At 73.1% G+C, this 24,420-nt stretch carries 18 protein-coding genes; 11 read left to right on the forward strand and 7 right to left on the reverse strand.

Annotated elements, in window-relative coordinates; all coding sequences use genetic code 11:
• Positions 1–10: 10 nt before the first annotated feature.
• A complete protein-coding gene (locus tag RNC47_RS06025; RefSeq protein ID WP_311596176.1) occupies positions 11–751 on the reverse strand; it encodes a TetR/AcrR family transcriptional regulator in 741 nt (246 codons plus the stop codon).
• A gap of 132 nt (positions 752–883) precedes the next feature.
• Here RNC47_RS06025 and RNC47_RS06030 point away from each other — a divergent pair, with 132 nt between their 5' ends.
• Positions 884–2,383 (forward strand): MFS transporter, encoded by a 1,500-nt coding sequence (locus tag RNC47_RS06030; RefSeq protein ID WP_311596178.1) that lies wholly within the window; start codon positions 884–886, stop codon positions 2,381–2,383.
• Between the two features lie 64 nt (positions 2,384–2,447).
• On the opposite strand, the gene RNC47_RS06035 is transcribed toward RNC47_RS06030, so the two are convergent.
• Complete coding sequence (locus RNC47_RS06035) at positions 2,448–5,285, reverse strand: family 43 glycosylhydrolase (protein ID WP_311596180.1); 2,838 nt, start codon at positions 5,283–5,285, stop codon at positions 2,448–2,450.
• 31 nt (positions 5,286–5,316) lie between these two features.
• On the reverse strand, positions 5,317–5,844 hold the full coding sequence (locus RNC47_RS06040) for a hypothetical protein (RefSeq protein WP_311596182.1): 528 nt from the start codon (positions 5,842–5,844) through the stop codon (positions 5,317–5,319).
• A 353-nt stretch (positions 5,845–6,197) separates the two neighbouring features.
• Here RNC47_RS06040 and RNC47_RS06045 point away from each other — a divergent pair, with 353 nt between their 5' ends.
• The 3 genes from RNC47_RS06045 to RNC47_RS06055 are packed head-to-tail and all read left to right on the forward strand — an operon-like array spanning position 6,198 to position 9,298.
• Entirely contained in the window at positions 6,198–7,835 is a 1,638-nt protein-coding gene (locus RNC47_RS06045) for a metallophosphoesterase family protein (protein ID WP_311596184.1), read from the forward strand.
• Between the two features lie 39 nt (positions 7,836–7,874).
• On the forward strand, positions 7,875–8,537 hold the full coding sequence (locus RNC47_RS06050) for a hypothetical protein (RefSeq protein ID WP_311596186.1): 663 nt from the start codon (positions 7,875–7,877) through the stop codon (positions 8,535–8,537).
• Positions 8,534–9,298, forward strand: coding sequence for a HoxN/HupN/NixA family nickel/cobalt transporter (locus tag RNC47_RS06055; RefSeq protein WP_311596188.1), 765 nt, complete (start codon positions 8,534–8,536; stop codon positions 9,296–9,298). The genes RNC47_RS06050 and RNC47_RS06055 overlap by 4 nt, the downstream gene beginning before the upstream one ends.
• Here the strand turns inward: RNC47_RS06055 and RNC47_RS06060 are convergent, their stop codons facing one another.
• Genes RNC47_RS06060 through RNC47_RS06075 form a run of 4 tightly spaced genes read right to left on the reverse strand, consistent with a single transcriptional unit; the run spans position 9,299 to position 13,713 of the window.
• Entirely contained in the window at positions 9,299–10,288 is a 990-nt protein-coding gene (locus RNC47_RS06060) for a sugar-binding transcriptional regulator (protein WP_311596189.1), read from the reverse strand.
• Between the two features lie 10 nt (positions 10,289–10,298).
• On the reverse strand, positions 10,299–11,813 hold the full coding sequence (locus tag RNC47_RS06065) for an FGGY family carbohydrate kinase (protein WP_311596191.1): 1,515 nt from the start codon (positions 11,811–11,813) through the stop codon (positions 10,299–10,301).
• On the reverse strand, positions 11,810–12,835 hold the full coding sequence (locus tag RNC47_RS06070) for a transketolase family protein (protein ID WP_311596193.1): 1,026 nt from the start codon (positions 12,833–12,835) through the stop codon (positions 11,810–11,812). The genes RNC47_RS06065 and RNC47_RS06070 overlap by 4 nt, the downstream gene beginning before the upstream one ends.
• Entirely contained in the window at positions 12,832–13,713 is an 882-nt protein-coding gene (locus RNC47_RS06075) for a transketolase (protein WP_311596195.1), read from the reverse strand. Before RNC47_RS06075 ends, RNC47_RS06070 begins: the two co-directional genes overlap by 4 nt.
• Before the next feature lie 201 nt (positions 13,714–13,914).
• Between RNC47_RS06075 and RNC47_RS06080 the strand changes: the two genes are divergently transcribed.
• The 7 genes from RNC47_RS06080 to RNC47_RS06110 are packed head-to-tail and all read left to right on the forward strand — an operon-like array spanning position 13,915 to position 24,296.
• Entirely contained in the window at positions 13,915–14,907 is a 993-nt protein-coding gene (locus RNC47_RS06080) for a sugar phosphate isomerase/epimerase family protein (RefSeq protein ID WP_311596197.1), read from the forward strand.
• Between the two features lie 50 nt (positions 14,908–14,957).
• On the forward strand, positions 14,958–16,490 hold the full coding sequence (locus RNC47_RS06085; RefSeq protein ID WP_311596199.1) for an ABC transporter substrate-binding protein: 1,533 nt from the start codon (positions 14,958–14,960) through the stop codon (positions 16,488–16,490).
• A gap of 19 nt (positions 16,491–16,509) precedes the next feature.
• A complete protein-coding gene (locus RNC47_RS06090; RefSeq protein ID WP_311596201.1) occupies positions 16,510–17,451 on the forward strand; it encodes an ABC transporter permease in 942 nt (313 codons plus the stop codon).
• Positions 17,448–19,262, forward strand: coding sequence for a dipeptide/oligopeptide/nickel ABC transporter permease/ATP-binding protein (locus RNC47_RS06095; RefSeq protein ID WP_311596203.1), 1,815 nt, complete (start codon positions 17,448–17,450; stop codon positions 19,260–19,262). Before RNC47_RS06090 ends, RNC47_RS06095 begins: the two co-directional genes overlap by 4 nt.
• Positions 19,259–20,086, forward strand: coding sequence for an ATP-binding cassette domain-containing protein (locus RNC47_RS06100; RefSeq protein WP_311596204.1), 828 nt, complete (start codon positions 19,259–19,261; stop codon positions 20,084–20,086). Before RNC47_RS06095 ends, RNC47_RS06100 begins: the two co-directional genes overlap by 4 nt.
• 2 nt (positions 20,087–20,088) lie before the next feature.
• Entirely contained in the window at positions 20,089–21,846 is a 1,758-nt protein-coding gene (locus tag RNC47_RS06105) for a DUF5605 domain-containing protein (protein WP_311596206.1), read from the forward strand.
• Positions 21,847–21,866: 20 nt separating this feature from the next.
• Complete coding sequence (locus tag RNC47_RS06110) at positions 21,867–24,296, forward strand: beta-glucosidase family protein (RefSeq protein WP_311596207.1); 2,430 nt, start codon at positions 21,867–21,869, stop codon at positions 24,294–24,296.
• Positions 24,297–24,420: the final 124 nt, after the last annotated feature.

Consider the following 24,420-nt stretch of genomic DNA (forward strand, 5'->3'; position numbering starts at 1 on the left):
GGACCACCGCTCAGCCCCCCAGCCGGCGCGCCAACCCTTCGACGACGATGTCCAGGCCGTAGGCGAACTTGTCGTCGCGTAGCCCGGCCGGGTCGGGCGGCGGGGCGGCGTAGGAGTCGGCGAGGTGGCGGTGGTCGGCCGCGGCCTCCCGCGCGGTGGGCATCAGCCGGGCGACGAAGTCGGCCTCCGACTCGCCGGAGCGGGCGACCATGGTGAGCCAGGCCGCCTCCGAGACGCTCATGCCGATGGCGTAGGCGAGGAGCGTGTCGATGGCGCGGCTCGGCTCGGGGAAGCCGGCGGCCGCGAACAGGTCGGCCAACCGCTCCGAGAACGCCATGAGGTTGGGGCCGAGGTAGGCGAGGCCGGCCTGCCCCAGCATGGGGGCCAGCCACGGGTGCCGCAGGGCCGTCGCGCGGAAGGACCCGGCGGCCTCGGTGACGGCGGCGCGCCAGTCGGCGGCGTCCGCCGCCGGGACGACGACCTCGGCGAGCACCTCGTCCACGGCGAGTTCGAGCAGCTCGTCCTTGGTGGCGACGTGCCGGTAGAGCGAGGTCGCGCCGGCGTTCAGCCGGGCGCCAAGCTTGCGCATGCTGAGCGCCTCGATGCCGTCGGCGTCCAGCATGACGACGGCCTCGCGGACGATCGCGGCCCGGCTGAGCGCGGGCTGGTCGGGCTCGCGCCGTCGTCGGGCCCACACCGATGGGATCGACCCCCGTCCTTGACTCTCGTTGCGGCTGGTCTTCGCGGTCATGGTTCTCCCTCACCTGCTGCGTACGCCGTTCGCGTCGAGCGTACAGGGAAGAGGGCTTGCGCACATCGTTCCGGCCTGCGTACAGTGTTCGCATCTTCGGAACGGCGTACGCGCCTGGCGAAAGGACGCCCCATGGAACCCCGTGACCCCCGCCGCTGGTGGATCCTGATCGTGCTGTGCCTCAGCTCGCTGGTCCTGGTGGTCGACAGCATGGCGCTGACCGTCGCCGTCCCGTCGATGGCCGAGGACCTCGGCGCCAGCTCCCAGCAGACCCAGTGGATCCTCGACTCCTACATCCTGGTGTTCGCCGGGCTGCTGCTCACCTCGGGCAGCCTGGGCGACCGGTTCGGCCGCCGCCGGGTCATGATCGTGGGGCTGCTGCTCTTCGGCGCCGCCTCACTGGCCGCGTCGTTCTGCACCGCCCCCGGCGAGGTGATCGCCGTCCGGGTGGCGATGGGCGTGGGCGGGGCGCTGGTCATGCCCTCGACGCTGTCGATCCTCATCACCGTCTTCGACGAGACCGAGCGCGGCAGGGCGATGGCGGCCTGGAGCTCGGTGTCCATGCTCGGCCTGGTCGGCAGCCCGGTGCTGGGCGGCGTGCTGATCGACCACTTCTCCTGGCACTCGATCTTCCTCATCAACGTCCCGGTCGTCGCGCTGGCCGTCCTGGCGGCCGTCGTCCTCATGCCGGAGTCGAAGGGCCCGTGGCAGAAGCCGGACCCGCTCGGCGCGGTGCTGTCGGCGGTCGGCATGACGGCCCTGGTCTGGTGGATCATCGAGCTGCCGGCGCACGGCGCCTTCGGCGGCCGGTCGTCGATCACCCTGGCCGTCGCCGTGCTCGCCCTCGTCGGGTTCGCGGTCTGGGAGAACGTCACCCCGCAGCCCATGGTGCCGCTGGCGCTGTTCCGGCAGCGTGACTTCAGCGGCGGCTCGCTCTCCCTGGCCCTCGTCCAGATCGGCAACGGCGGCCTGCTGCTGGTGCTCACCCAGTACCTGCAGTTCGTGCTCGGCTACTCGCCGATCGAGGCGGGCCTCGCCTTCGTGCCGCTGGCCGTCGCCGCGCTGGTCGGCAACGGCGTGGGCGCCGGGCTCGCGGTGCGGCTCGGCAACCGCCCGCTGGTGCTGGCCGGACTGCTGGTCATGGCCGTCTCCTTCGGGCTGCTCACCACCGTCTCCGTCGACAGCGGCTTCGCGGTCCCCGCGGTCGCCCTCGGCCTGCTCGGCCTCGGCGCCGGCCTCGCGATGCCGGCCGCGATCAGCGCGCTGATGGGCACCATCCCGGCCGAGCAGGCGGGCGTCGGCTCGGCCCTGAACGACACCATCCAGCAGGCCGGCACCGCGCTCGGCATCGCGATCCTCGGCTCCCTGCTCTCCAGCGGCTTCGCGAACGAGATGCCGGCCGAGGCGCCCGAGCAGGCCAAGCGCTCGATCCTGGACGCGATGGCGGTCGCCGACGGCGACGCCGGCCTGGTCCACGTCGCCCGGGAGGCCTTCACCGCCTCGATGTCCACCACCTTCACGATCAGCGCGATCGGCGTCCTCGCCGCCGCCGCGCTGGCCGCCCTCATCATGCGGCCCAAGTCGAAGCCGGCCGCCGAACTCCCGGCCGAGGCACCGGAGCTGGCCGCCTGACCCGTTCGACGCGGCGGGCCGGCACCCCCACCGGGGGTGCCGGCCCGCCGCGTTGGCCGGGCGGCTACCCGATCCGCCGCGGGCGCACGCTCTCCAGCGTCGGGCGGACGGGCTGGAGCAGGTTGTCCGGCGAGAAGGTGAGCCGGTCGAGGGTGGTCTCCCGGTGGGTGCCGTCGCCGTCGGGGATCGCGAAGCGGTGGTAGGCGATGTACCAGTCGTCGGTGCCCGGCACGTTGAGCACCGAGTTGTGGCCCGTGCCGAGCACGCCCAGCGAGTCGTCCCGGCGCAGGATCACCCCGCGGGAGGTGAACGGGCCGAGCGGGCTGTCGGACGTGGCGTAGCCGACGCGGTAGTTCGGGCTGCGGGTGTCGTCGATCGAGTACGTCAGGTGGTAGCGGCCGTCGCGCTCGACCACGAACAGGCCCTCGCGGAAGTCGGTCAGTCCCTCGATCCGGCGGACCCGGTCCGGGTCGTAGGAGACCATGTCGTCGTTCAACGGCACCGCCCAGGCCGAGCCGTTGCCCCAGTAGAGGTACGGCTGGCCGTCGGTGTCGGTGAAGACGGCCGGGTCGATGGGCTGGCCGCCGCCGTCGGGGTTGGCGGCGATCAGCGGCGCGCCGGAGTCGACGAAGGGGCCGGTCGGGGAGTCGGCGACGGCCACGCCGATCGTGGCGTCGGCGCAGTAGTAGAAGTAGTAGCGGCCGTCGCGTTCGGCGATCGTCGGCGCCCAGGCGCGGGAGTCGGCCCAGGACACGTCGGGCCCGAGGTCCAGGATCACGCCCTCGTCCCGCCAGTCGACCAGGTTCCGGGAGGACCAGGCGCTGAACGTGGTGGAACCCCAGCCGGGGAAGCCGTCGGTGGTGGCGTAGAGGTAGTAACGGTCCCCGAACGCCACGATGTTGGGGTCGGCGGTGTACCCGGGCAGCACCGGGCTCCGCATCTCGACGGCGCGCACCGTCCAGCGCCGGGTGGTGCCCTCGGCCGAGGTGACGGTGTAGGTCACCGGCTCGCGCAGGTCGACCGGCCGGCCGCCGGGCGGGGAGATCCGCGCGCCCGGGGCCAGCGTGAACTCGGGGCGCAGCCGCCGCCGGTCGGTGCCGGGGACCACGGGCAGGGTGACGGTGTCGCTCGCGGTGTCGATGACGGCCGGCACCCGCAGCTGGCGGAGGTCGACGGCGCGCACGGCGGTCGCGTTGCCGGGCAGCGCGGCGATCTCGTCGGCGGACAGGGCGCGGTCGTGGAGCCGGACGTCGCGCATCCGGCCGGTGAAGCGGTGGTCGGCGGTGTACTGCGAGCGGCCCAGGTAGTTGGCGGTGGTGCGGCCGCCGGCGATGTCGGAGGGCCGCAGCGTCATCGTGTCGTTGCGCGCCACCTCGACGCCGTCGCGGTACAGCACGGCGCTCGTCCCGTCGATCGTGTACGCGACGTTCACCCAACGGCCGCGCGGCAGGCCGCCGTCGGACGCGGCCTGCTGCTCGCGGGTCCAGTCGCCGTCGGAGAGCGCGGCGCGGAAGCCGCCGTCCTCGGTGCCGCCGGTGGCGAAGAGGTAGCCGTCGCCGCGCCCGTCGGCGGCGGTGTTGCCGAAGCCGAAGAGGAAGTAGGGGGTGCGTTGGGCGGGATCCACCCACACGTCGGCGGAGACGGTGACGGCGTCGACGCCGGCCAGCAGGTCGTCGGGCAGCCGGACGTGCCCGTCCGTGCCGCCGAAGGCGAGCGCCCCGTCCGCCCAGCTCACGTCGCCGGCGAGGGTGCCGTCGTAGCCGTGGCCCGAGGCGTCCGCCGCCGAGCCGTCCAGCGGCCAGTGCGCGACCAGTCCTTCCTCGTCGGACCGCACCGGCGGCACCCCCCAACGCTCGGCGAGCCGGTCGTACTCGGCCTGGGTGACCGGCAGCACGGTGCCGTGCCGGGGCGAGGCCGGCAGCCGGTAGTCGGCGGACTCGGTCCACCGCCCGGACGCCAGGTCGGTGGTCTCGAACGGCACATAGCCGCGCCCACCGAACTCGTCGATGAACAGGTACCACTTCTCCTCGGTGTTGGACCGGAAGACGGTCGGCCCCTCGCCCCGCGCCAGCGTGCCGCTGCCCAGGCAGTCGGCGACGAGGTCCCAGGCGGGGTCGAGGAGATCGGTCGAGGACTCCTGGGCGACGAACTTCGCGCAGGGGCCGCCGGACGAGGGGTCGCGCTCGTCCTTGGTGAAGCGGTGGAAGACGCCGTCCTCCTCGATCACCGTCGAGTCGATCACCGAGTAGCCGGGGTCGTGCCACACCTCGGGCTCGCTGAACGTCGTGAAGTCGCGGGTCGTCGCGTACATCATGCGGTTGTGGGTGTCGCCCGTGTGGTCCGGGTCGTCCTCGGCGTACAGCTTGGACGCCCAGAACACGACGTACGCCTCCCGCTCCGGGTCCCAGTACGCCTCCGGCGCCCAGACGTTGCCGGCGGTCGGCGGCGCCACCTCGACGGACCGCTGCGCCGACCAGTTCACCAGGTCGCGGGACTCCCACACCATGATCGACCGGCTGCCGTGCCGCTGCGCCCGGTCCCAGTCGCCGTCGCCGTGCATCCGCAGGTCCGTGGCGATCAGGTAGAACCGGTCGCCCTCCGGCGCCCGGATGACGAACGGGTCGCGCACCCCCAGGTCGCCGAGCGTGGAGCTGAGCACCGGGTTCCCGCCGTTCAACTCCTGCCAGCGCAGCGGGTCGTTGCCACGGCTGAGGGCGAAGTACACCTGCTCGCCGTCGGCCGTGCCCTCGCCGGTGAAGTAGGTGAAGAGGTAGCCGGCGTACGGCTCTTCGACCGGGGAGGTGGCCTGGGCCGGTGCGGGGAGGGCGAGCAGGGTGGCGAGCAACGCCAACGCGCCGACGAACGCTGCGCCGAGCCGGGACGACCGTCGTGTGGGGGGCATGTCGCTCAGTATCCGAAATGAATGACCACGGTCAAGACGGTATGCGCAAGGAGTCGCACAGAACCGAACACCGCGGGCCGCCTCGGGCCAACGGCAGGAGCGAGTCGGTGAGTTCGCCCGCCGGGCGGTAGACCACGCACATGACGGTGCGGTCGCCGGAGCGCCAGGTTCGCTCGGTCGGCAGCACCGGGTAGAAGGCGAGCCCGTCCGCCGCCCCGCCCGGCCAGTAGCTGTCGAAGCCACGGCCGCAGGTCTCCCGGGCGAAGGAGGCGAGCCGGGGCCGGTCGAAGGCGCCCTCGGGGGCGGTCACGAAACCGTAGACCTGGTTGTCCGCGTGGTCGTCGCAGGGCGTGTACGCCACCGTGACGTCGCCCAGCGGGTCGGAGTAGGCGGGATCGGTGAAGCACTCCCCCGCCTCCAGGTCGAACACGCCCCCGGTCTCCGCGGTGAGGAAGGTGTCGGTCTTCTCGGTCGACGACCGCCGGCCCGGGTCCGCGGCGGGCAGCAGGATCAGCGCACAGAGCGCGGCCACGAAGCCGAGCGCCGACCGCCGTGCCATCCGTGCCGCCTCCACTCGTCCGCCGCTCCCACCGGCGCAGGTCTACCGGGCGGCGCGGTGCCGGCGGCGAACGGGTGGCGAACGGTCGGCGCCGAACGGAAGAACTCACACCGGCCGAGCAGGCGTTCGCCACAACCGGCGCACCACGCGCGGAAGTGTTCATCGCCCGGCAAGGAGAGAACGGCGCACCGTTCGACCGCCCCTGACTGAATCCACTCGCCTCCGGCCCGCCGCCGAGGCGCACCGCACCGCACCGCCCGTGAGGGGTTCATCGTCAAGTGAGCGACATCTCCCGTCCCGACCGTCCCGACCGTCCCGACCGTCCCGACCGTGTCGTGTCCAGAGTGTGGGCCATGCGGTCCACGCGCGCGAAGGTCGCCGTGCTCGGCACGGCGACCCTGGCCGTCAGCGGCCTGCTCGCCAGCCCCATGGCCTTCAGCGACTCGCCCACCCCGCCGACCGAGTACCCGGCGGCCGAGATCCACCGCCCGTCCCCCATGCCCGACCGCGTCCTGCTGACCCCGACCACCGCGCCGGCCACCAGCCAGAACGTGACGTGGCGGGCGGACGCGCCGAACGGCTCCGCGCAGGCCCAGATCCTGGCGGCGCCCCGCGCCCTCGGCGACGTCCAGCCCGCCGAGGGCGCCGTCACCACCGTGCTGGCCGCCGCCAGCACCCCGGTCAACACCGACCTGGGCTACGCCTCGACCTACCACACGGTCAACTTCACCGACCTGGAGCCGAACACCCGCTACAGCTACCGGGTCGGCGACGGCGTCAACTGGAGCGAGTGGGTCGACTTCACCACCGCGGCCGACGAACTCGAGCCGTTCTCCTTCATCTACTACGGCGACGCGCAGAACTACATCGACTCCGCCGTGCCCCGGGTCTTCCGGCAGGCCTTCGCCGACCGCCCGGACGCGCGGCTGATCATCAACGCCGGCGACCTCGTCAACTCCCCCAACTCCGAGGAGGAGTGGGGCCAGTGGCACCAGGCCGACGGGTTCATCGACGGCCAGGTCAACAACGTCTCGGTGCCGGGCAACCACGAGTACGGCAGTGGCCGCCTCTCCTCCTTCTGGCGGCCGCAGTTCCCGTACCCGGACAACGGCCCCGGCACCCCGGAGACCAACGGGACCGCCTACACCGTCGACTACCAGGGCGTCCGCTTCATCGCCCTGGACTCCAACCTCCAGAACAACGCCACGGTGATGGCCGCCCAGACCGAGTGGCTGGCGGGCCTGCTGCGGGACAACCCCAACCGGTGGACCGTGGTGACCTTCCACCACCCCGTCTACTCCATGACCGGCACCCGCAACAACACCAACGTGCGCGCCCAGTGGGGCCCGCTGTTCGAGGAGTACGGCGTCGACCTGGTGCTCCAGGGCCACGACCACTCCTACGGCCGCGGCAACCGCGCCGACGCCCGCCAGTCCGTCACGGTGCACAACGGCGTCACCTACGCCGTCTCCGTCTCCGGCGGCAAGATGTACGACCTCAACAACGGCGAGAACTGGACCGGCAACGGCGGCGAGATCGTCAGCGACGGCCAGGACGCGCAGCTGTACCAGCTGATCGACGTCACCGAGGACACCATCCAGTACGAGGCGCGCTACGCCAACGGCGAGCACCACGACGGCTTCCTCATCCGCAAGAACGACGAGGGCGAGCGCACCGTCAACGAGATCCGCACCCCGGAGAACACCGTGGGCGAGCAGGTCACCGTGGACCGGACGTCCGCGCGGCCCGGCGATCGCGTCGAGGTGTCGGCGTACGGCTACGACCCGGACGAGCGGGTCACCGTCCGGTTCCGCCGGGACGGCGACGACGGCGACGGCTCGTCCCTCGGCACGGTGCGGGCCGACGAGCTCGGCCGCGTCTCGGGCACCGTCCAGATCCCCAGGTCGGCGCGGCGGGACACCGCCTACGAGCTGTACCTGACCAGCGAGAACCAGCGGATCGACAGCCCGTCGATCACCGTCACGAGGTAGTCCGCGCCCGGTCGGCCGCTTCCGGGAGAACACGACACCGTGACCATCCGTCCCCGTGCCCTGGCGAGGGCGGCGCTCGCCGCCTGCGCCGCCGCCGTGCTGTGGGCCGCCGCAGGACCGGCACCGACCGCCGCGGCCCATCCGTTCGGCCCACCGTCCACCGCCACCGTCAGCGCCGAGGGTTCGCGCGTCACCATCACCTGGCGCGCCGCCGAGGACGACTGGGTGGCGCTCGGCCAGACCGTCGGCGCCTTCGAGGACCCCGCCCTCGACACCGTCTCCACCTCGCTGACCGGCGAGCAGAAGCTGCGACGCTCGGCCGCGCTGCGGACCTACCTGCTGGAGCGGATCTACGTCACCCAGGACGGCGCCAGGTGCGCCGGCGAGGTGGCCTCGCTCGACGCCCTCCTCGCCGAGGGGGCGCGGCTGCGCTACCAGTGCCCCCGCGACATCCGTGAACTGGACGTCACGGTCGGTGCGTTGGCCGACCTCAACGAGGCGTACCGCACGATGCTCTCGGCCGGATCGCCCGCCAGCCCGGCACAGACCCTGCTGACCGCGACCGACACCACCCAGCGCGTGGACTTCACCCGGCACGCGGCGGGCCCGGCCCGCGCGGCGGCCGTCGGGGTCACCGGGCTCGCCCTCGCCGTCGTGGCGGGCGCCGGCTATCTGCTGCTCAGCGGACGGAGGCGGGCATGACCAACCTCGAGGGACTGGACTCCAGGCTGGTCGCGCTCTTCGACAGCGGGACCGTCTTCTGGGTCGCCGCGGTGGTGGCCCTCGGCGTGGGCGCCGCGCACGCGGTCGCCCCCGGCCACGGCAAGAGCATCACCGCCGCCTACCTGGTCGGCGTCCGAGGCCGCTACCGCGACGCGCTGCGGCTCGGTCTTGCCGTCGCGCTGATGCACACCGTCTCGGTGCTGCTGCTGGCCAGCGCCTGGGTGGGAGTGACCGGCGCCGGCGGCTTCGCCACCGAGGCCGTCACCGCCTGGATGCAGGTCGCCGCCGGCCTGGTGGTGATCGCCGTCGGCGGCCATCTCGTCCGCCGCCATCTGAGGGACCGCGGCCACCACCATCACCACCACGACCACGACCACGACCATCACCACGACCACGGACGGGCGCCCGATCCCTGGTCCCGGCGCGGCCTCACCGCCCTCGCCGTGTCCGGCGGCCTGCTCCCCTCGCCCTCCGCCTTCCTGGTGCTGGTCAGCGGCATGCTGACGGGCCGTTCGCTGAACGCCGTCATCCTGGTCCTGCTGTTCGGCCTCGGCATGGCCGGCACCCTGACCGGCGTGGGCGTCCTGACCGTCCGCGGCCACGCCCTGCTCGCCGGCCGCGCCCGCCACGGCCGGCTCGCCACGGCCGCCGCGGCCTGGGCCCCGGCCCTGGCCGGCGCCGCGGTCGGCCTCGGCGGCTGCCTCTACCTGCTCGCCGCGGTCGCCACGCTCACCGCGTGATCACGGCTCGTCGAGCAGGCGGCGGGCCGTGGCGATGTCGGTGACGAGCGCGGTGATCCACCGGCCGCGGACCGCCGCGCGCACCGCGGTGTACTTGCGCTCCCAGCCGGCCACCGCGATGCGGCGCGGCACGGTGCGCAGCTGGTCGACCGAGATGCCGACGGTCCGCTCGCCGAGGCCGGCGTCGACGTACACGCCGTTCTCGTCGAAGAAGCGCTGGCAGATGTCGCCCACCGCGCCGAGGGCGCGCAGCCGCGCGATGTCGTCCTCGGTCACCGCGTTGCCGCTGAGCCGCAGCAGGGGCGAGGGCTCCAGGCTGCCGATGCCGACCAGGGCGGCGGTCAGCTGCTGCCACGCCTGGCTGACCTCGCGGACCGCCGGGTCGTTCAGCAGCGACAGACGGGCCTCCACCGAGCCGACCATGCCGGGGGCGCGGACGAACAGCGGGGTGGCGCCGGTCAGTTCGGCGAGGCCGGCGGTGAGCCGGGTCGCCTGCACCTGGCCCTGCGGATCGCCGACGCCGCCCATGAGCTGGACCACCTTGGCGGCGCCCGGCGCCTTGACCGGCCGCATCGCGTCGACGGCGGCGAGCAGCGTCTCGCTCCAGGTGGAGATGCCGATCAGGTCGCCGGGGTGGAAGGCCGTCTCCAGGTAGCTGGCGGCGGCGGTGCCGAGGGCCCGCAGCAGGGTGTGCGAGTGGCCCGGCAGGTCGTCCCCGTCGACGACCACGACGTCCGTCAGCTGGTACCGCTCGGCGAGCGCGTCCTCCAGGTCGCTGTGGATGCCCGGCGGGGCGACCACGACGGTCCTGACCACGCCCAGCTCGGTCGCGGAGCGCAGCAGGCGGGACACCCTGGCCTGGGACAGGCCGAGGGCGCCGGCGATCTCGGCCTGCCGCATGCCGCGCTCGTGGTACATGCGGGCCACGCGCACGATCAGGCGGAGCCGGTCCACGGAGTCGCGGTCGGAGAGGTCTGGACGCTGGGGCACACCCCGAACCCTACTGACCGCCGGGCCGATGAGGGCCCGGGGCCGGCTCGGGACGGAGCCGCGCCCGGGCGACGGCGTCGTGCCAGGCGGCGACGCGGCGGGCGCGCTCCGGCTCGGGACACTGCGGCCGGTACACGTCCTCGGGGCCGCGCGCGGCCGCGAGACGCTCCGGGGTGGTGAGCCCCAGGGCGCGTCCGGCCAGGTGCGCGGCGCCCAGCGCGGACAGGTTGCCGGCGTGCGGGCGGCGCACGGTGCGGCCCGAGGTGTCCGCCTGGAGCCGCATCAGCGTGCCGTTGCTGGTGGCGCCGCCGTCGGCGAGCAGGGTGTCGATCCGCCGGCCGACCGTGTCGAACCCGGCCACCAGGTCCTCCACCTGGAAGGCGATCGACTCCAGGGCGGCCCTCGCCAGTTCCGGCAGCCCGGTGGCGAAGGTGAGCCCGGAGACGACGCCCGTCGCGTCGTTGTCCCACCAGGGCGCGGCGAGGCCGCCGAAGGCCGGGACCAGGTGCACCCCGCCGGAGTCGGCGGCGGCCCGGGCGGCGAGGGTCGCCTCGTCGGTGCCGAACAGGCCGGCGAGCCAGCGCAGCGTGGCGCCGGAGGAGCGGATGTTGCCCTCCAGGGCGTAGGCCGGGGCGCCGTCGTCCCAGGCCACGGTGAGGCACAGCGGTGAGCCCTCGGCCTGGGCCGGGGCGTCGATCAGCCCCATGACGGAGGAGCCGGTGCCGTAGGTGACCTTGACGCTGCCCGGCGCGCGGACGCCGTGGGCGAGGAGCGCGGCGTGCGAGTCGCCGAGCACCGCGGCGACCGGGGTGCCGTCCAGCAGCGGGGGCAGCCCGCGCACCGGCGGGAAGGGGCCGGTCGAGGCGGTGACGCGGGGCAGGACGGCACGCGGGACCCGGAACAGGTCGAGCAGCCGCTCGTCCCACTCCCTGGTGTGGACGTTCAGCAGCTGGGTGCGGGAGGCGTTGCCGACCTCGACGAGGTGCGCACCGTGCCCGGCGCCGCCGCCGAGCCGCCACAGCAGCCAGGAGTCGACGGTGCCGAGGCAGAGCTCGCCGCGCCGCGACCTGACGCGCTCCGGGTCGTGGTGGTCGAGCAGCCAGCCGGCCTTCAGGGCGCTGAACATCGGGTCCAACGGCAGCCCGGTCGCCGCCCTGACCTCGGGCCCGACGCCCGCGGCGAGCAGTTCGGCGCGGGCGTCGGCCGTGCGCCGGTCCTGCCAGCCGAGCATCGGCCCGAGGGGGCGCCCGGTGGCCCGCTCCCACAGCAGGCAGGACTCGCGCTGGCTGGAGAGGCCGACCCCGGCCACCCGGGCCGGGTCCTGCCCGGCCAGGCACGCGCCCACCGCCCGGACCACGCTCGCCCAGATCGCCTCGGGCGACTGCTCGACCCAGCCGGGCCGGGGGTGGGCGACGTCGAGGGGCGCGGACGCCGTGGCCACCACCCGCCCGGCGCCGTCGACGAGCAGCGCCTTGGTGGCTGAGGTGCCCTGGTCGACGGCGAGGAGCAGCGGATCCCTGGTCATGAGACCGAGGATGGCAGGCCGAGGACCTCGCGCGCGGCCCGGTGGATGCCGTCGACGGTGAGGCCGAAGTGTTCCAGCAGGTGTTCCGGGCCGCCGGTCGGCGCGAACCCGGAGACGCCGAGCAGCCGCAGCGGGGTGGGGTGGTGCTGGCCGGTGAGCGAGGCGACGGCGGCGCCGAGTCCGCCGCTGACCGTGGCCTCCTCGGCGACGACGATGCCGCCGGTCTCCTCGGCGGCGCGCAGCAGCGTGGCCTCGTCCAGCGGGTCGACGAAGGGGGTGTTGAGGACGCGGGCCGAGACGCCCTCGGCGGCCAGCCGCTTGGCCGCGTCGAGGGCGCGCGGCACGAGGGTGCCGACCGCCAGGAGCGTGACGTCGGTGCCGTCCCGCAGGACCAGCGCCCGGCCGGGGGCGAACGGCGCGTCGGCGGGGACGACGTCGGGCACCTTGAACCGGGGGACGCGCAGGTAGCTGGGCCCCTCGTGGGCGTATGCCCAGCGGACGGCGGCCCTGGTCTGCGCCCGGTCGGTGGGCACCACGACCGGCAGGTCGGCGACGGCGCGCAGCCAGGAGAGGTCCTCGACGGAGTGGTGCGTCGGCCCGAGCTCGCCGTAGGCCATGCCGGGGCTCTGGCCGCACAGCACCACCTTGAGCCCGCTGTAGGCCACGTCGGCCTTGATCTGCTCCAGCGCGCGGCCGGTGAGGAAGGGGCCGGCGGCGGAGACGAAGGGGACGAGGCCGGCGTTGGCGAGGCCGGCGCCGACGCCCACCATGTTCTGCTCGGCGATGCCGACGTTGATCAGCCGGTCGGGGAACTCGTCCCGGAAGGCGACCAGGTTGCTGGAGCCGACGGAGTCGTTGCAGACGACGACCACCCGCTCGTCCTCGCGGGCGAGGGCGCCCAGCTCCTCGGCGAAGGTGCCGCGGCAGTCGTACGCGGGGGCGTCGGCGAACGGCCGGGCGCTCTCCTCGGACCCGGCTGCGGACCCGGCTGCGGGCACGGCTTCTGGCACGGTCTCGGTCACCTGCTGAGCTCCTTCGCGGCGGCGCGCACCTGGTCCTGGTTCGGCACCTTGTGGTGCCACTCGGCGCGGTCCTCGATGAACGACACGCCCTTGCCCTTGACGGTGTGGGCGACGACGGCGACGGGCCGTCCGGTGGTGGACGGGGCGAGGGCGACGCGCAGCGCGGCGTGGTCGTGGCCGTCGACCTCGCGCGCCTCCCAGCCGAAGGCGGTCCACTTGTCGGCCAGCGGGTCGAGGCCGACGGTGTCCTCGGTGCGGGCGCCCTGTTGGAGCCGGTTGCGGTCGACGATCGCGGTGAGCCGGTCGAGGCGCTGGTGGCCCGCGGTCATGGCCGCCTCCCAGTTGCTGCCCTCCTGCAGCTCGCCGTCGCCGAGCACCACCACGGTCCGGCTGTCGTCGCCGCGCAGCCGGGCGCCGATGGCGGCGCCGACGGCCACCGGGAAGCCGTGCCCCAGCGGCCCCGTGTTGGTCTCCACGCCGGGGACCTTGCGGCGGTTGGGGTGGCCGTTGAGATCGGAGTAGGGGGCCATGAAGGTGGCCAGTTCGGCGCGCGGGAAGTAGCCGCAGTGGGCGAGGGTCGCGTACAGGGCGGCGGCGCTGTGGCCCTTGCTGAGCACGAAGCGGTCACGCCCCGGCGCGTCGGGGTGCTCGGGGTCCACGTCGAGGACGGCGCCGAAGAGGGTGACCAGGATGTCGGTCACCGAGAAGTCGCCGCCGATGTGCCCCATGCCGGCCCGGTCGATCATGTCCAGCACGTCGAGCCGGACGTCGGTGGCCATGGCACGCAGGAGCGGGGCGGCCCGTTCCGGTTCCTCGGCGCGAACGGTCGACCGCAGCTCCCGGTAGCGCGCCACCGCGGGAGGGTCAGAGCACAGCATGTGAATATCCATTCAGTCCCTGATGTTTATTACCACCGATAGTGCGGCGCCCCCCTCGACACCGTCAAGCCCGCGCCGTTCCATCCCGTTTTGGGCGGCCACAACAGCCACCGCCACCACTCTTGACACGCCCTGTTCGCCAGTTCTACGGTCCGAATCGCCAAGAAGATGCAGAGCTGAATAAACATTCAGGGAGCGCCAATGACGTCCGCACCGCCCTCAGCAGCCCGTGCCTTCGCCGGTGGGATGTGGTCCTTCGGTCGGATCATCGACAGGTACGCGACGGATGGCTACGGGCCCGAGGTGGGCACGTTGCGGACGATCGAGCTGGCCGCGGCCTCCGGTGAGCTGGTGGGCCTGGACCTGAACTACCCGTTCGACCCCGGGGTTTCGGTGGCCGAGGTGAAGGCGGCGCTGGACGCGCACGGCCTGGTCGCCACCAACATCACGCCGGTGGTCTACGACCGCCGGTTCAGGAGCGGCTCGTTCACCGCCCCGGACGCGGCGACCCGGGCGGCGGCCCGGGAGCTGGCCGAGGAGGCCGTCCAGGTCGCCGCCGACCTCGGCGCCCGCTACGTGAAGTTCTGGCCGGGTCAGGACGGCTACGACTACCCCTTCCAGGTCGACTACGCCACCCTGCGCCGACACGCCGTCGAGGGCGTGCGGGACGTCGCCCGCAACCACCCCGACGTCACCTTCGCCATCGAGTACAAGCTCAAGGAACCCCGCAACCGGCTCTTCTGGTCCACCGCCACCGCCAGCCTGCTGGCCATCGAACAGATGGGCGTGGACAACGTCGGCCTCGTCGTCGACTTCGGCCACTCCCTGTTCGCCAAGGAGAACCCGGCCGAAGCCCTCACGCTGGCCCACTCCATGGGCCGCCTGGTCGACATCGAACTCGACGACAACTACCGGGAGTGGGACGACGACCTCACCGCCGGCGCCCTCCACCTCGTCGAGACCCTGGAGTTCCTCCACGTCACCCGCGAGATCGGCTGGTCGGAGCCGCTCAAGCTCGACCTCTTCCCCTACCGCGAGGACCCCACCGACGCCGTCCGCGAGTCCGTCGCCACCCTCCGCGCCCTCGAGGACCGCGCCTCCCACCTCGACCTGGACCGGCTGCGCGCCGCCCAGGCCGACCACGACGCCATGACCGCCCAGCGCCTGGTCAGGGCCGCGCTGCTCGGCGCCTGAGCACAACCACCACCACATTACGATGACGTAATAAGCCGAGGAGTCACCTTATGCGTTCATTGCGACGAACGCGCAGCGCGATCGGCATGGTCGCCGCCGTCGGACTGTTGTTGACGGGCTGCGCCGGCTACGTCGACCAGGGCGGCGGCTCGGCCGACGACCTGGTGCTCGGCAGCACGGTGGTGCCCGCCTCCTTCGACCCGGCGCAGGCCGGGGACGCCAACTACGTCCCCTACTTCCAGGCCGCCTACGACACCCTGATCCGCCGGGAGCCGGACGGCGACCTGGCGCCGATGCTGGCCACCGACTGGTCGTACGACGAGAGCAACACCGTGCTCTCCATGACCCTCAGGGACGACGTCACGTTCAGCGACGGCGTCGCCTTCGACGCGGACGTGGCCAAGCAGAACCTCGAACGGTTCCGGGACGGCACGGGCCCGCTCGGCCACTACCTCGCCCTCCTGGAGGAGGTCGTGGTGGTGGACCCCACCCACGTCGAACTCCACCTGAGCGCCCCCGACCCCTCGCTCCTCGTCCACCTCGGCGACGCGGCCGGGCTGATGGCCTCCCCGGCCGCCTTCGACTCGCCGGACCTCGCCACGGTGCCCGCCGGCTCGGGCCCCTATGTGATGGACACCTCGGCGACCGTCCAGGGCTCGTCCTACGTGTTCACCCGGCGCGACGACTACTGGGACCCCTCGCTCCAGCACTACGAGCGGCTGAGCTTCGACATCTTCCCCGACGAGACGGCCCTGCTGAACGCCCTCAAGACCGGCCAGGTCGACGCGGGCAACCTGAGCAACCGCAACAACGTCAACGAGGCGGAGCGGGCCGGCATCGAGATCGTCAGGCCCGACATCCACGTCTCCTGGGTCGGCCTGATCATCTTCGACCGCACGGGCACCACCATCCCGGCCCTCGGCGACGAGCGGGTCCGCCGCGCGATCAACCACGCCTTCGACGGGCCGCGCATCCTCGAAGCCCTCTACGACGGGCAGGGCACCCCCACCCAGCAGATATTCAGCGAGGCCTCGGAGGCCTACGACCCCGCGCTCAACGAGACCTACGCCTACGACCCCGAGCTGGCCCGCGAGCTCATGGCCGAGGCCGGGTACCCGGACGGCTTCGACATCACCATGCCGACGAGCGCCTTCTTCGACCAGCCGACGCTCCAGATCATCCGCCAGTCACTCGCCGACATCGGCGTCCGCGTCACCTACGAGGACGCCGGCCAGGACCTGATCAGCCGGATGCTCGCCGGCGACTACCCGATGAGCCTCATGTTCCTCGGGGCCCCCGTCGACTGGACGCTCGTCAACTCCTACCTGACGCCCGACTCCGCGTGGAACCCCTTCCACGCCCAGGACCCGGAGCTCAGCGAGCTGATCGACGCCGTGCCCGCCGCCGACGACGGCGAACAGGCCGAGCTCTTCGGCGAGATCAACCGGTACCTGGTGGACCACGCCTGGTTCGCCCCCTGGTTCTGGATCGACGAGACCTACGCGGTCAACGACGGCACGGACGTGGTCCTCCAGACCCAGCAGAACGTGCCCTCCGTCTACAACTACACGCCGTCGGCGTGACCGGGGAGGACGACCACCCATGCTCTCCTACATCGTCCGCAGACTGGCGGCCGGCGTCGTCCTGCTGTTCGTGATCAGCGGCATCGCGTACGCCACCATGTTCCTCTCCGGCGGCGACATCGCCCGCCGGCTGCTCGGCCAGATGGCCACCGAGGACCAGGTCGCCGCGAAGGCCGGCGAACTCGGCCTCGACCAACCCCTGGTCACCCGCTATTTCGACTGGCTCGGCTCGGCCCTCGGCGGCGACTTCGGCCGCTCCTGGTTCACCGGCGAGCCCGTCGCCCAGGCGCTCGAGAACCGGCTGCCGGTCACCCTCACCCTGGTCATCGGCACCACGCTGGTGGTCGCGGTCGTCTCGGTGCTGCTCGGCACCGCGGCCGCCGTGCGGCGCGGCTGGCTCGACCGGACCGTCCAGCTCCTCTCGGTGGCCGGCTACGCCCTGCCGGGATTCTGGATCGCGCTCCTCCTCGCGCTCGTCGTCGCCGTCGAGCTCGGCTGGTTCCCGGCGACCGGCTACGTCCCGTTCTCGCTCTCGGTGGCCGGCTGGCTGTCCACCATCACACTGCCCATCGCGGCGCTGTCGATCGGCGCCGTCGCGTCCACCACCCAGCAGGTACGCGGCGCCATGATCGACGTCCTGCGGCAGGACTACATCAGGACCCTCCGCAGCCGGGGGCTGCCCCGGCGCCGGGTGCTGCTCCGCCACGCGCTGCGCAACGCCAGCGGGCCCGGGCTCACCGTCCTCGCCCTGCAGTTCATCGGGCTGATGGGCGGGGCCGTCTTCGTCGAGCAGATCTTCGCCCTGCCGGGCATCGGACTGCTCGCGGTCAACGCGACGACCAGGGGCGACATCCCCATGGTGATGGGCGTCGTCGTCGTGACGGTCGTGCTGGTGACCGTCGTCAACCTGCTCATCGACATCGCGGTGGGCTTCCTCAACCCGAAGGCGCGCGTCCGATGACCACCGAAGCCACCGCGGTCCCGGCCGTCGGGCCCGACCGTCGCGCCGAGCGACGCGGCCTGACCGCCCAGGTACTCAGAAACCCCCTCGGCGCCACGGCCGCGGCCGTGCTGCTGCTCATCGTCCTCAGCACGGCCCTGGCGCCGCTGCTCGCCGCCCACGGGCCGAACGACTCGCAGCTGGCGGACGTGCTCGCGCCGATGTCGGCCGACCACCCGCTCGGCGGCGACAGCGCGGGCCGCGACCTGCTGTCCCGGCTGCTGCACGGCGGCCAGCTCAGCCTCCTCGGCGGGGCCTTCGCACTGGCGGTCGCACTGGCCGTCGGCGTCCCCTCCGGGCTGATCGCCGGCTACTACGGCGGCTGGGCCGACGGCGTCTCAGGATGGCTCACCAACCTGGTGATGGCCCTCCCCGGGGTCATGGTGCTGCTGGCGGTCAGGGCGGCCGTCGGCCCGTCGATCTGGATCTCCATGGGCGTGTTCGGGGTGCTGCTCGCGCCGTCCTTCCACCGGCTGGTGCGGTCCTCGGTGGTGGCGGTGCGCAACGAGCTGTACGTCGACGCGGCGCGCGTCGCCGGCCTCTCCGACCGGCGGATCATCGCGCGGCACGTGCTGGTGGCCGTCCGGGCGCCCATCGTCATCCAGGCGGCCATGATCATGAGCCTGGCCATCGCCATCCAGGCCGGCCTGGAGTTCCTCGGGCTCGGCGACCTGACCAGGCCGAGCTGGGGCATGATCCTCAACGAGGGCTTCCAGAACATCTACCGGGCCCCCGGCATCCTGCTCTGGTCCGGGCTGCTGCTGAGCCTGACGAGCGCCTCGCTGGTGCTGCTCGGCAACGCCGTGCGCGACGCGCTCCAGGGCTCCGACCAGTCCACCGCCGCCCCGCGTCCCGCGGCGCCGGCCGCCACGGCTGAGGCCGACGCGCCGGACGCGCCGCCCGCACCGGAGTCCGCGCCTGAGTCCGCGCCGGAGTCCGCGCTGCTGGCGATCGACCGGCTGACCGTCGGCTACGGCGACGGGAACGGAGGCTGGCGGCCGGTCGTGGACGGCGTCTCGCTCCACGTGTCGGCCGGCGAGGTGCTCGGCCTGGTCGGCGAGTCCGGCTCCGGCAAGACCCAGACCTCGCTGGCGGTGCTCGGCCTGCTGCCCGAGGGCGGCGCCGTGCTCTCCGGCGGGATCCGGTTCGACGGCGTCGACCTGGCGACCGCGCCCCGCAAGGCCCGCGAGGCCCTGCTCGGCACCCGCATCGCCTATGTGCCGCAGGAGCCGATGAGCAACCTCGACCCCTCGTTCACGGTCGGCGACCAGCTCGTCGAACCCCTGCGGACCCGGCTCGGCCTGTCGCGGTCCGCCGCCCGCGAGCGCGCGCTCGAACTCCTCGCCCGCGTCGGCATCCCGGAACCGCGCCGCGCCTTCGCCTCCTACCCGCACCAGATATCCGGCGGCATGGCGCAGCGCGTCCTCATCGCCGGCGCCGTCTCCTGCGAGCCCGACCTGCTGATCGCCGACGAGCCGACGACCGCCCTGGACGTCACCGTCCAGGCCGAGATCCTGGACCTGCTGCGCGACCTCCAGCGGGAGCACCGCATGGCGCTGGTCCTCGTCACGCACAACCTCGGCGTGGTCGCCGACGTCTGCGACCGGGTGGCGGTGATGCGCGCCGGGCGGCTCGTCGAGGTGGCGGGCGTCCGGGAGATCTTCGCCGACCCCCGACACCCCTACACCCGCCAGCTCCTCGGCGCCACGCTGGAGGGCGCACCGCCCAGGGCCGCCTACCAGGCCCCCGCCACCACGGAGGTCACGGCATGACCGCACCACTTCTTGCCGTCGAGGACCTGGTCGTCGACTTCCCGACCCGGGGCTGGCGCCGGCCGCCGTTCCGCGCCCTCAAGGGCGTCAGCCTCGACGTGCGCCCCGGCGAGACCGTCGGGCTCGTCGGCGAGTCCGGCTCCGGCAAGACGACCCTGGGCCGGGCCGTGCTGGGCCTCGCGCCCGTCACCGCCGGCCGGATCGTCTTCGACGGACGGGACATCACCCGGGCCGGCCGGGCCGAGCGCCGCGCCCTCGCCTCCGACATCCAGGTCGTCTTCCAGGACCCCTACACCTCGCTCAACCCCTCCATGCGGATCACCGAGATCCTCGCCGAGCCGCTGAGCGTGCGCGGCGTCTCGACCCGGGACGCCGAGCGGCGGGTGCGGCAACTGCTCGACCAGGTCAGGCTGCCGAGCGACGCCGGGGACCGGCTCCCCCGCGAGTTCAGCGGCGGGCAGCGGCAGCGGATCGCGATCGCCAGGGCCCTGGCGCTCAGCCCCCGCCTCGTCGTGTGCGACGAGCCGGTCTCCGCGCTCGACCTCTCCACCCAGTCGCACGTGCTCGACCTGCTCGTCGACATCCAGGAGTCCACCGGCGTCGCCTACCTCTTCGTCTCCCATGACCTGAGCGTGGTCCGGCACATCAGCCACCGGGTCGCGGTGCTCTACCACGGCGAGATCGTCGAGACCGGGGACGGCGCCGAGGTCACCGCCACCCCCAGCCACCCCTACACCCAGCGGCTGCTCCTCGCCTCCCCGGTCCCCGACCCGGCGGCCCAGGAGCGCCGCCGGGCCGAGCGTCACCAGCTGTTGAGGAGCTGATCGTGTTCACACCGACGTCCAAGATCTCGGCCGCCCTGGAGAACGACGCCGCGCGCGCCGTCCTCGCCAGATACCTGCCCGGGGTCGTCAACACGCCGATGCTCCCGCACATCAAGGGGCTGCCGATCGGCGTCGTGGTCGAGCACGACACCGCAGCCGCCGCCGACCCCGCCCTGCGCGAGCGCCTCTTCGCGGAGCTGGCCGCGATCGACGACCAGGGCGCGGGCGACCCGCGCCCGGAGGAGCCGCCGATCCCGCCGGACCCGGCGTACGAGGGCGCCGACGTCCCGCGCGCCTCCGCCACGGCCCGGTTCCCGGGCGAGTGCGCCCGCTGGGACGTGTTCGAGATCGAGATCGCGGGACCCGCGCACGGCAACCCGTTCGTCGACGTCGAACTGACCGCCACGTTCAGCGACGGGGAGCGCGAGCTGCGGGTCGGCGGCTTCTACGACGGCGACGGCACGTACCGGATCAGGTTCATGCCGGACCGCGAGGCCTCCTGGACCTTCGCCACCGCGTCCACCGCCCGCTCCCTCGACGGCCTCACCGGTTCGTTCGTGAGCGGCCCGCCGGACCCTGGCCGGCACGGCCCGGTGCGCGTCGCCGACGGCCACCACTTCGCCCACGCGGACGGCACCCGGTACCTGCCGATCGGCACCACCGCCTACGCCTGGACCCACCAGCCGGAGCGGCTGCGCACCGCCACCCGCCGCGCCCTCGCGGCGGGCCCCTTCAACAAGGTCCGGATGTGCGTGCTGCCCAAGGCGTACCTCTACAACACGGAGGACCCCGAGCTCTTCCCCTTCCCCCGGTCCGCCTCGGGCGACTGGGACACCACCCGCTTCGACCCGGCCTTCTTCCGCCGCTTCGAGGACGAGGTGCTGGCCCTCCGCGACCTGGGGATCGAGGCGGACGTCATCCTCTTCCACGCCTACGACCGCTGGGGCTTCGCCGAGCTCGGCAAGGCCGCCGACGACCGGTTCACCCGCTACGTGGTGCGGCGCCTCGCGGCGTTCTCCAACGTGTGGTGGTCGATGGCCAACGAGTACGACCTGATCTGGACCAAGAGCGAGGACGACTGGGAGCGCCTCGCCGCCGTCGTCACCGAGGAGGACCCGTCAGGACACCTCAACTCGATCCACAACTGCTTCGGCTTCTACGACCACTCCCGGCCGTGGATCACGCACTGCAGCGTGCAGCGCGTCGACGTCTACCGCACCGCCGAGAACACCGACGAGTGGCGGACGCGCTGGGGCAAGCCCGTGGTGATCGACGAGTGCGGCTACGAGGGCGACATCGACCAGGGCTGGGGCAACCTCACCGGCGAGGAGCTGGTGCGCCGGTTCTGGGAGGGCGCGGTCCGCGGCGGGTACGTGGGGCACGGCGAGACCATCCTCAACGAGGCCGAGGAGCTGTGGTGGTCCAAGGGCGGCGAGCTCGTCGGCGACAGCCCCGCCCGCATCGCGTTCCTGCGCGACGTCATCGCCGCCTCGCCCACCGGGGTGCTCGACCCACTGCCCTCCGAGTGGGACGCGCCGCGCGGCGGCGTCGCGGGCGAGTACGAGATCGTCTACCTCGGCTTCAACCGCCCCCGCTTCCGTAAGGTCGTCCTCCCGGCCGACGGGCGGTTCGCGGTCGACGTCCTGGACACCTGGGCGATGACCGTCGAACGCGTCGCCGACTCGGCGAGCGGGATGCTGCGCGTCGAGCTCCCGGGACGGCAGTACATGGCTGTCCGCGCCACCCGCCTGACCGACTGACCGACTGAAGGAAGACGTTCATGCCCCTCACCCTCGACTCCCCCGAACTCCACCGGCTGGTCGCGAGGCTCCCCCTGGAGACCAAGGTCAGGCTGCTGACCGGCCGGGACTTCTGGACGACCTGGCCGGTCGAGTCGATCGGGCTGCGCCGGATGGTGCTGTCCGACGGCCCGTCGGGGGTGCGGGGCGAGGTGTGGGACGAACGCTCCCCCTCGCTCAACCTGCCCTCGGCGACCGCCCTCTCCTCCTCCTGGGACCCGGACCTCGCCTACCGCTACGGCGCCGTGCTCGCCGCCGAGGCCCGCCGCAAGGGCGTGGACGTGGTCCTCGGGCCGACGATCAACCTGCACCGCTCGCCGCTCGGCGGCCGCCACTTCGAGGCGTTCAGCGAGGACCCCGTCCTCACCGCCGACCTGGCCGCCGCCTTCGTGAGCGGCCTCCAGGACCACGGCGTCGCCGCCACGCCCAAGCACTACGTCGCCAACGACTACGAGACCGAACGCTTCACCGCCAGCACCGAGGTCTCCCAGCGCGCGCTGCGCGAGCTCTACCTCCTCGCCTTCGAGAAGGCCGTCGTCGAGTCCCGCCCCTGGCTGGTCATGTCCGCCTACAACGCCATCAACGGCGTGACCGCCACCGAACACGAGCTGCTGGACACCCCGTTGAAGTCCGAGTGGGGCTTCGACGGCGTCGTCGTCAGCGACTGGACCGCCGTCCGCTCCCTCGCCTCCGCCGAGGCCGAACAGGACCTCGTCATGCCGGGCCCCGAAGGCCCCTGGGGGGACGCCCTCCTCTCCGCCGTCCGCGAAGGCCGCATCCCCGAGACCACCATCGACCGCAAGGTCCGCCGCATCCTCCTCCTCGCCTCCCGCGTGGGCGCCCTCGACGGCCACGAACCCGCCGCGCCACCCCGGGTCACCGCCTCGGACAACGTCGCCTTCGCCCGCCACGCCGCCACCGCCGGCACCGTCCTCCTCGCCAACGACGGCACCCTGCCCCTGGCCCCCGCCCGCCTGCGCCGCGTCGCCGTCATCGGCCAGAACGCCAGGCACGCCCGCACCCAGGGCGGCGGCTCCGCCACCGTCCTGCCCGAACGCGTCGTCAGCCCCCTCGAAGGACTGCGCGCCGCCCTCCCCGACGCCGACATCACCTACACCCTCGGCGCCATCGCGCACGACGGCCTGACCGAACTCCCCCTGTCCCACATCACCAACCCGGCCACCGGCGAACCCGGCATGCTGGTGCGCTTCCTCGACGCCGAAGGAACCGAACTCTTCCGCGAGGACCGCCGCTCCACCGCCCTGGTCTACTTCGGCGGCGACGCGCCCATCACCACCGCCGCCACCATCGAGTTGTCCGTCACCTGGACCCCGGACACCACCGGCGACACCCTGCTCGGCTTCGCCTCCGTCGGCACCGGCCGCATCCACGTCGACGACCGCCTCCTCACCGAGGACACCGCGACCGCCGTCGGCCAGGACCTCGGCGCCAGCCTCCTCGCCCCACCCGCCGTCACCGCCCCCCTCCACGTCACCGCCGACACCCCGCTCGCCCTCCGCGTCACCTTCGACCTCGGCTCCCGCGACAGCGCCATGGGCGGCACCTTCGCCATCACCCTCGGCACCCGGCCCGCCCCCCACAACCCCGACACCCTGATCGCCGAGGCCGCCCGAGCCGCCGCCGAGGCCGACGTCGCGATCGTCGTCGTCGGCACCAACTCCCAGGTCGAGTCCGAGGGCTTCGACCGCACCGACCTCGCCCTCCCAGGACACCAGGACGCCCTCGTCACCGCCGTCGCCGCCACCGGCACCCCCACCGTCGTGGTCGTCAACTCCGGCTCCCCCGTCCTCCTCCCCTGGCGAGACGACGTCTCCGCCCTCCTCGTCACCTACTTCGCCGGCCAGGAGATGGGCAACGCCCTCGCCGACGTCCTCCTCGGCCACACCGAACCCGGCGGCCGCCTCCCCACCACCTGGCCGGCCACCACCGAGGACGTCCCCGTCCTCGACACCACCCCCACCGACGGCGCCCTCCACTACACCGAGGACATCCACATCGGCTACCGCGCCTGGCTGAGGTCCGGCACCACCCCCGCCTACCCCTTCGGCCACGGCCTCGGCTACACCACCTGGACCCTCGCCGACCTCACCGCCACCACCGACACCATCCACCTCACCGCCACCAACACGGGCCCCCGCCCCGGCAAACAGATCATCCAGGTCTACCTCGCCCGCCCCGACTCCACCCTCGACCGCCCCACCCGCTGGCTCGCCACCCACACCACCATCACCGCCACCCCCGGCGAGACCGTCCCCCTCACCATCCCCCTCCCCCACCGCGCCTTCGCCACCTGGCAACCGGACGGCTGGCACTACGAACCCGGCCCCTACGAGTTGTCGGTGGGCACCTCGGTCACGGACCTCCCGCTGCGGACGACCGTCCACCTGTAACCGAGGAAGGGGCCGGCAACAGAGCCCAACTGAGACTGGAACCGAGACCACGGACAGCCGCACGGCTCGCGCTCGGCGGCGGCGACGCGTCCGATAAACGATGAAACCCCAGGTCAGAGCGATC

Origin of the sequence: Streptomyces millisiae, assembly GCF_031845425.1 — a bacterium.
GTDB classification, from domain to species: domain Bacteria; phylum Actinomycetota; class Actinomycetes; order Streptomycetales; family Streptomycetaceae; genus Streptomyces; species Streptomyces millisiae.

Excerpts from the sequence above, each read along its gene's own strand:
- RNC47_RS06030 (WP_311596178.1), top strand. The coding sequence starts at position 884 with ATGGAACCCCGTGACCCCCGCCGCTGGTGGATCCTGATCGTGCTGTGC.
- RNC47_RS06025 (WP_311596176.1), bottom strand. The coding sequence starts at position 751 with ATGACCGCGAAGACCAGCCGCAACGAGAGTCAAGGACGGGGGTCGATC.
- RNC47_RS06035 (WP_311596180.1), bottom strand. The coding sequence starts at position 5,285 with ATGCCCCCCACACGACGGTCGTCCCGGCTCGGCGCAGCGTTCGTCGGC.
- RNC47_RS06040 (WP_311596182.1), bottom strand. The coding sequence starts at position 5,844 with ATGGCACGGCGGTCGGCGCTCGGCTTCGTGGCCGCGCTCTGTGCGCTG.
- RNC47_RS06055 (WP_311596188.1), top strand. The coding sequence starts at position 8,534 with ATGACCAACCTCGAGGGACTGGACTCCAGGCTGGTCGCGCTCTTCGAC.
- RNC47_RS06085 (WP_311596199.1), top strand. The coding sequence starts at position 14,958 with ATGCGTTCATTGCGACGAACGCGCAGCGCGATCGGCATGGTCGCCGCC.
- RNC47_RS06095 (WP_311596203.1), top strand. The coding sequence starts at position 17,448 with ATGACCACCGAAGCCACCGCGGTCCCGGCCGTCGGGCCCGACCGTCGC.
- RNC47_RS06075 (WP_311596195.1), bottom strand. The coding sequence starts at position 13,713 with ATGCTGTGCTCTGACCCTCCCGCGGTGGCGCGCTACCGGGAGCTGCGG.
- RNC47_RS06100 (WP_311596204.1), top strand. The coding sequence starts at position 19,259 with ATGACCGCACCACTTCTTGCCGTCGAGGACCTGGTCGTCGACTTCCCG.
- RNC47_RS06090 (WP_311596201.1), top strand. The coding sequence starts at position 16,510 with ATGCTCTCCTACATCGTCCGCAGACTGGCGGCCGGCGTCGTCCTGCTG.
- RNC47_RS06065 (WP_311596191.1), bottom strand. The coding sequence starts at position 11,813 with ATGACCAGGGATCCGCTGCTCCTCGCCGTCGACCAGGGCACCTCAGCC.
- RNC47_RS06045 (WP_311596184.1), top strand. The coding sequence starts at position 6,198 with ATGCGGTCCACGCGCGCGAAGGTCGCCGTGCTCGGCACGGCGACCCTG.
- RNC47_RS06110 (WP_311596207.1), top strand. The coding sequence starts at position 21,867 with ATGCCCCTCACCCTCGACTCCCCCGAACTCCACCGGCTGGTCGCGAGG.
- RNC47_RS06080 (WP_311596197.1), top strand. The coding sequence starts at position 13,915 with ATGACGTCCGCACCGCCCTCAGCAGCCCGTGCCTTCGCCGGTGGGATG.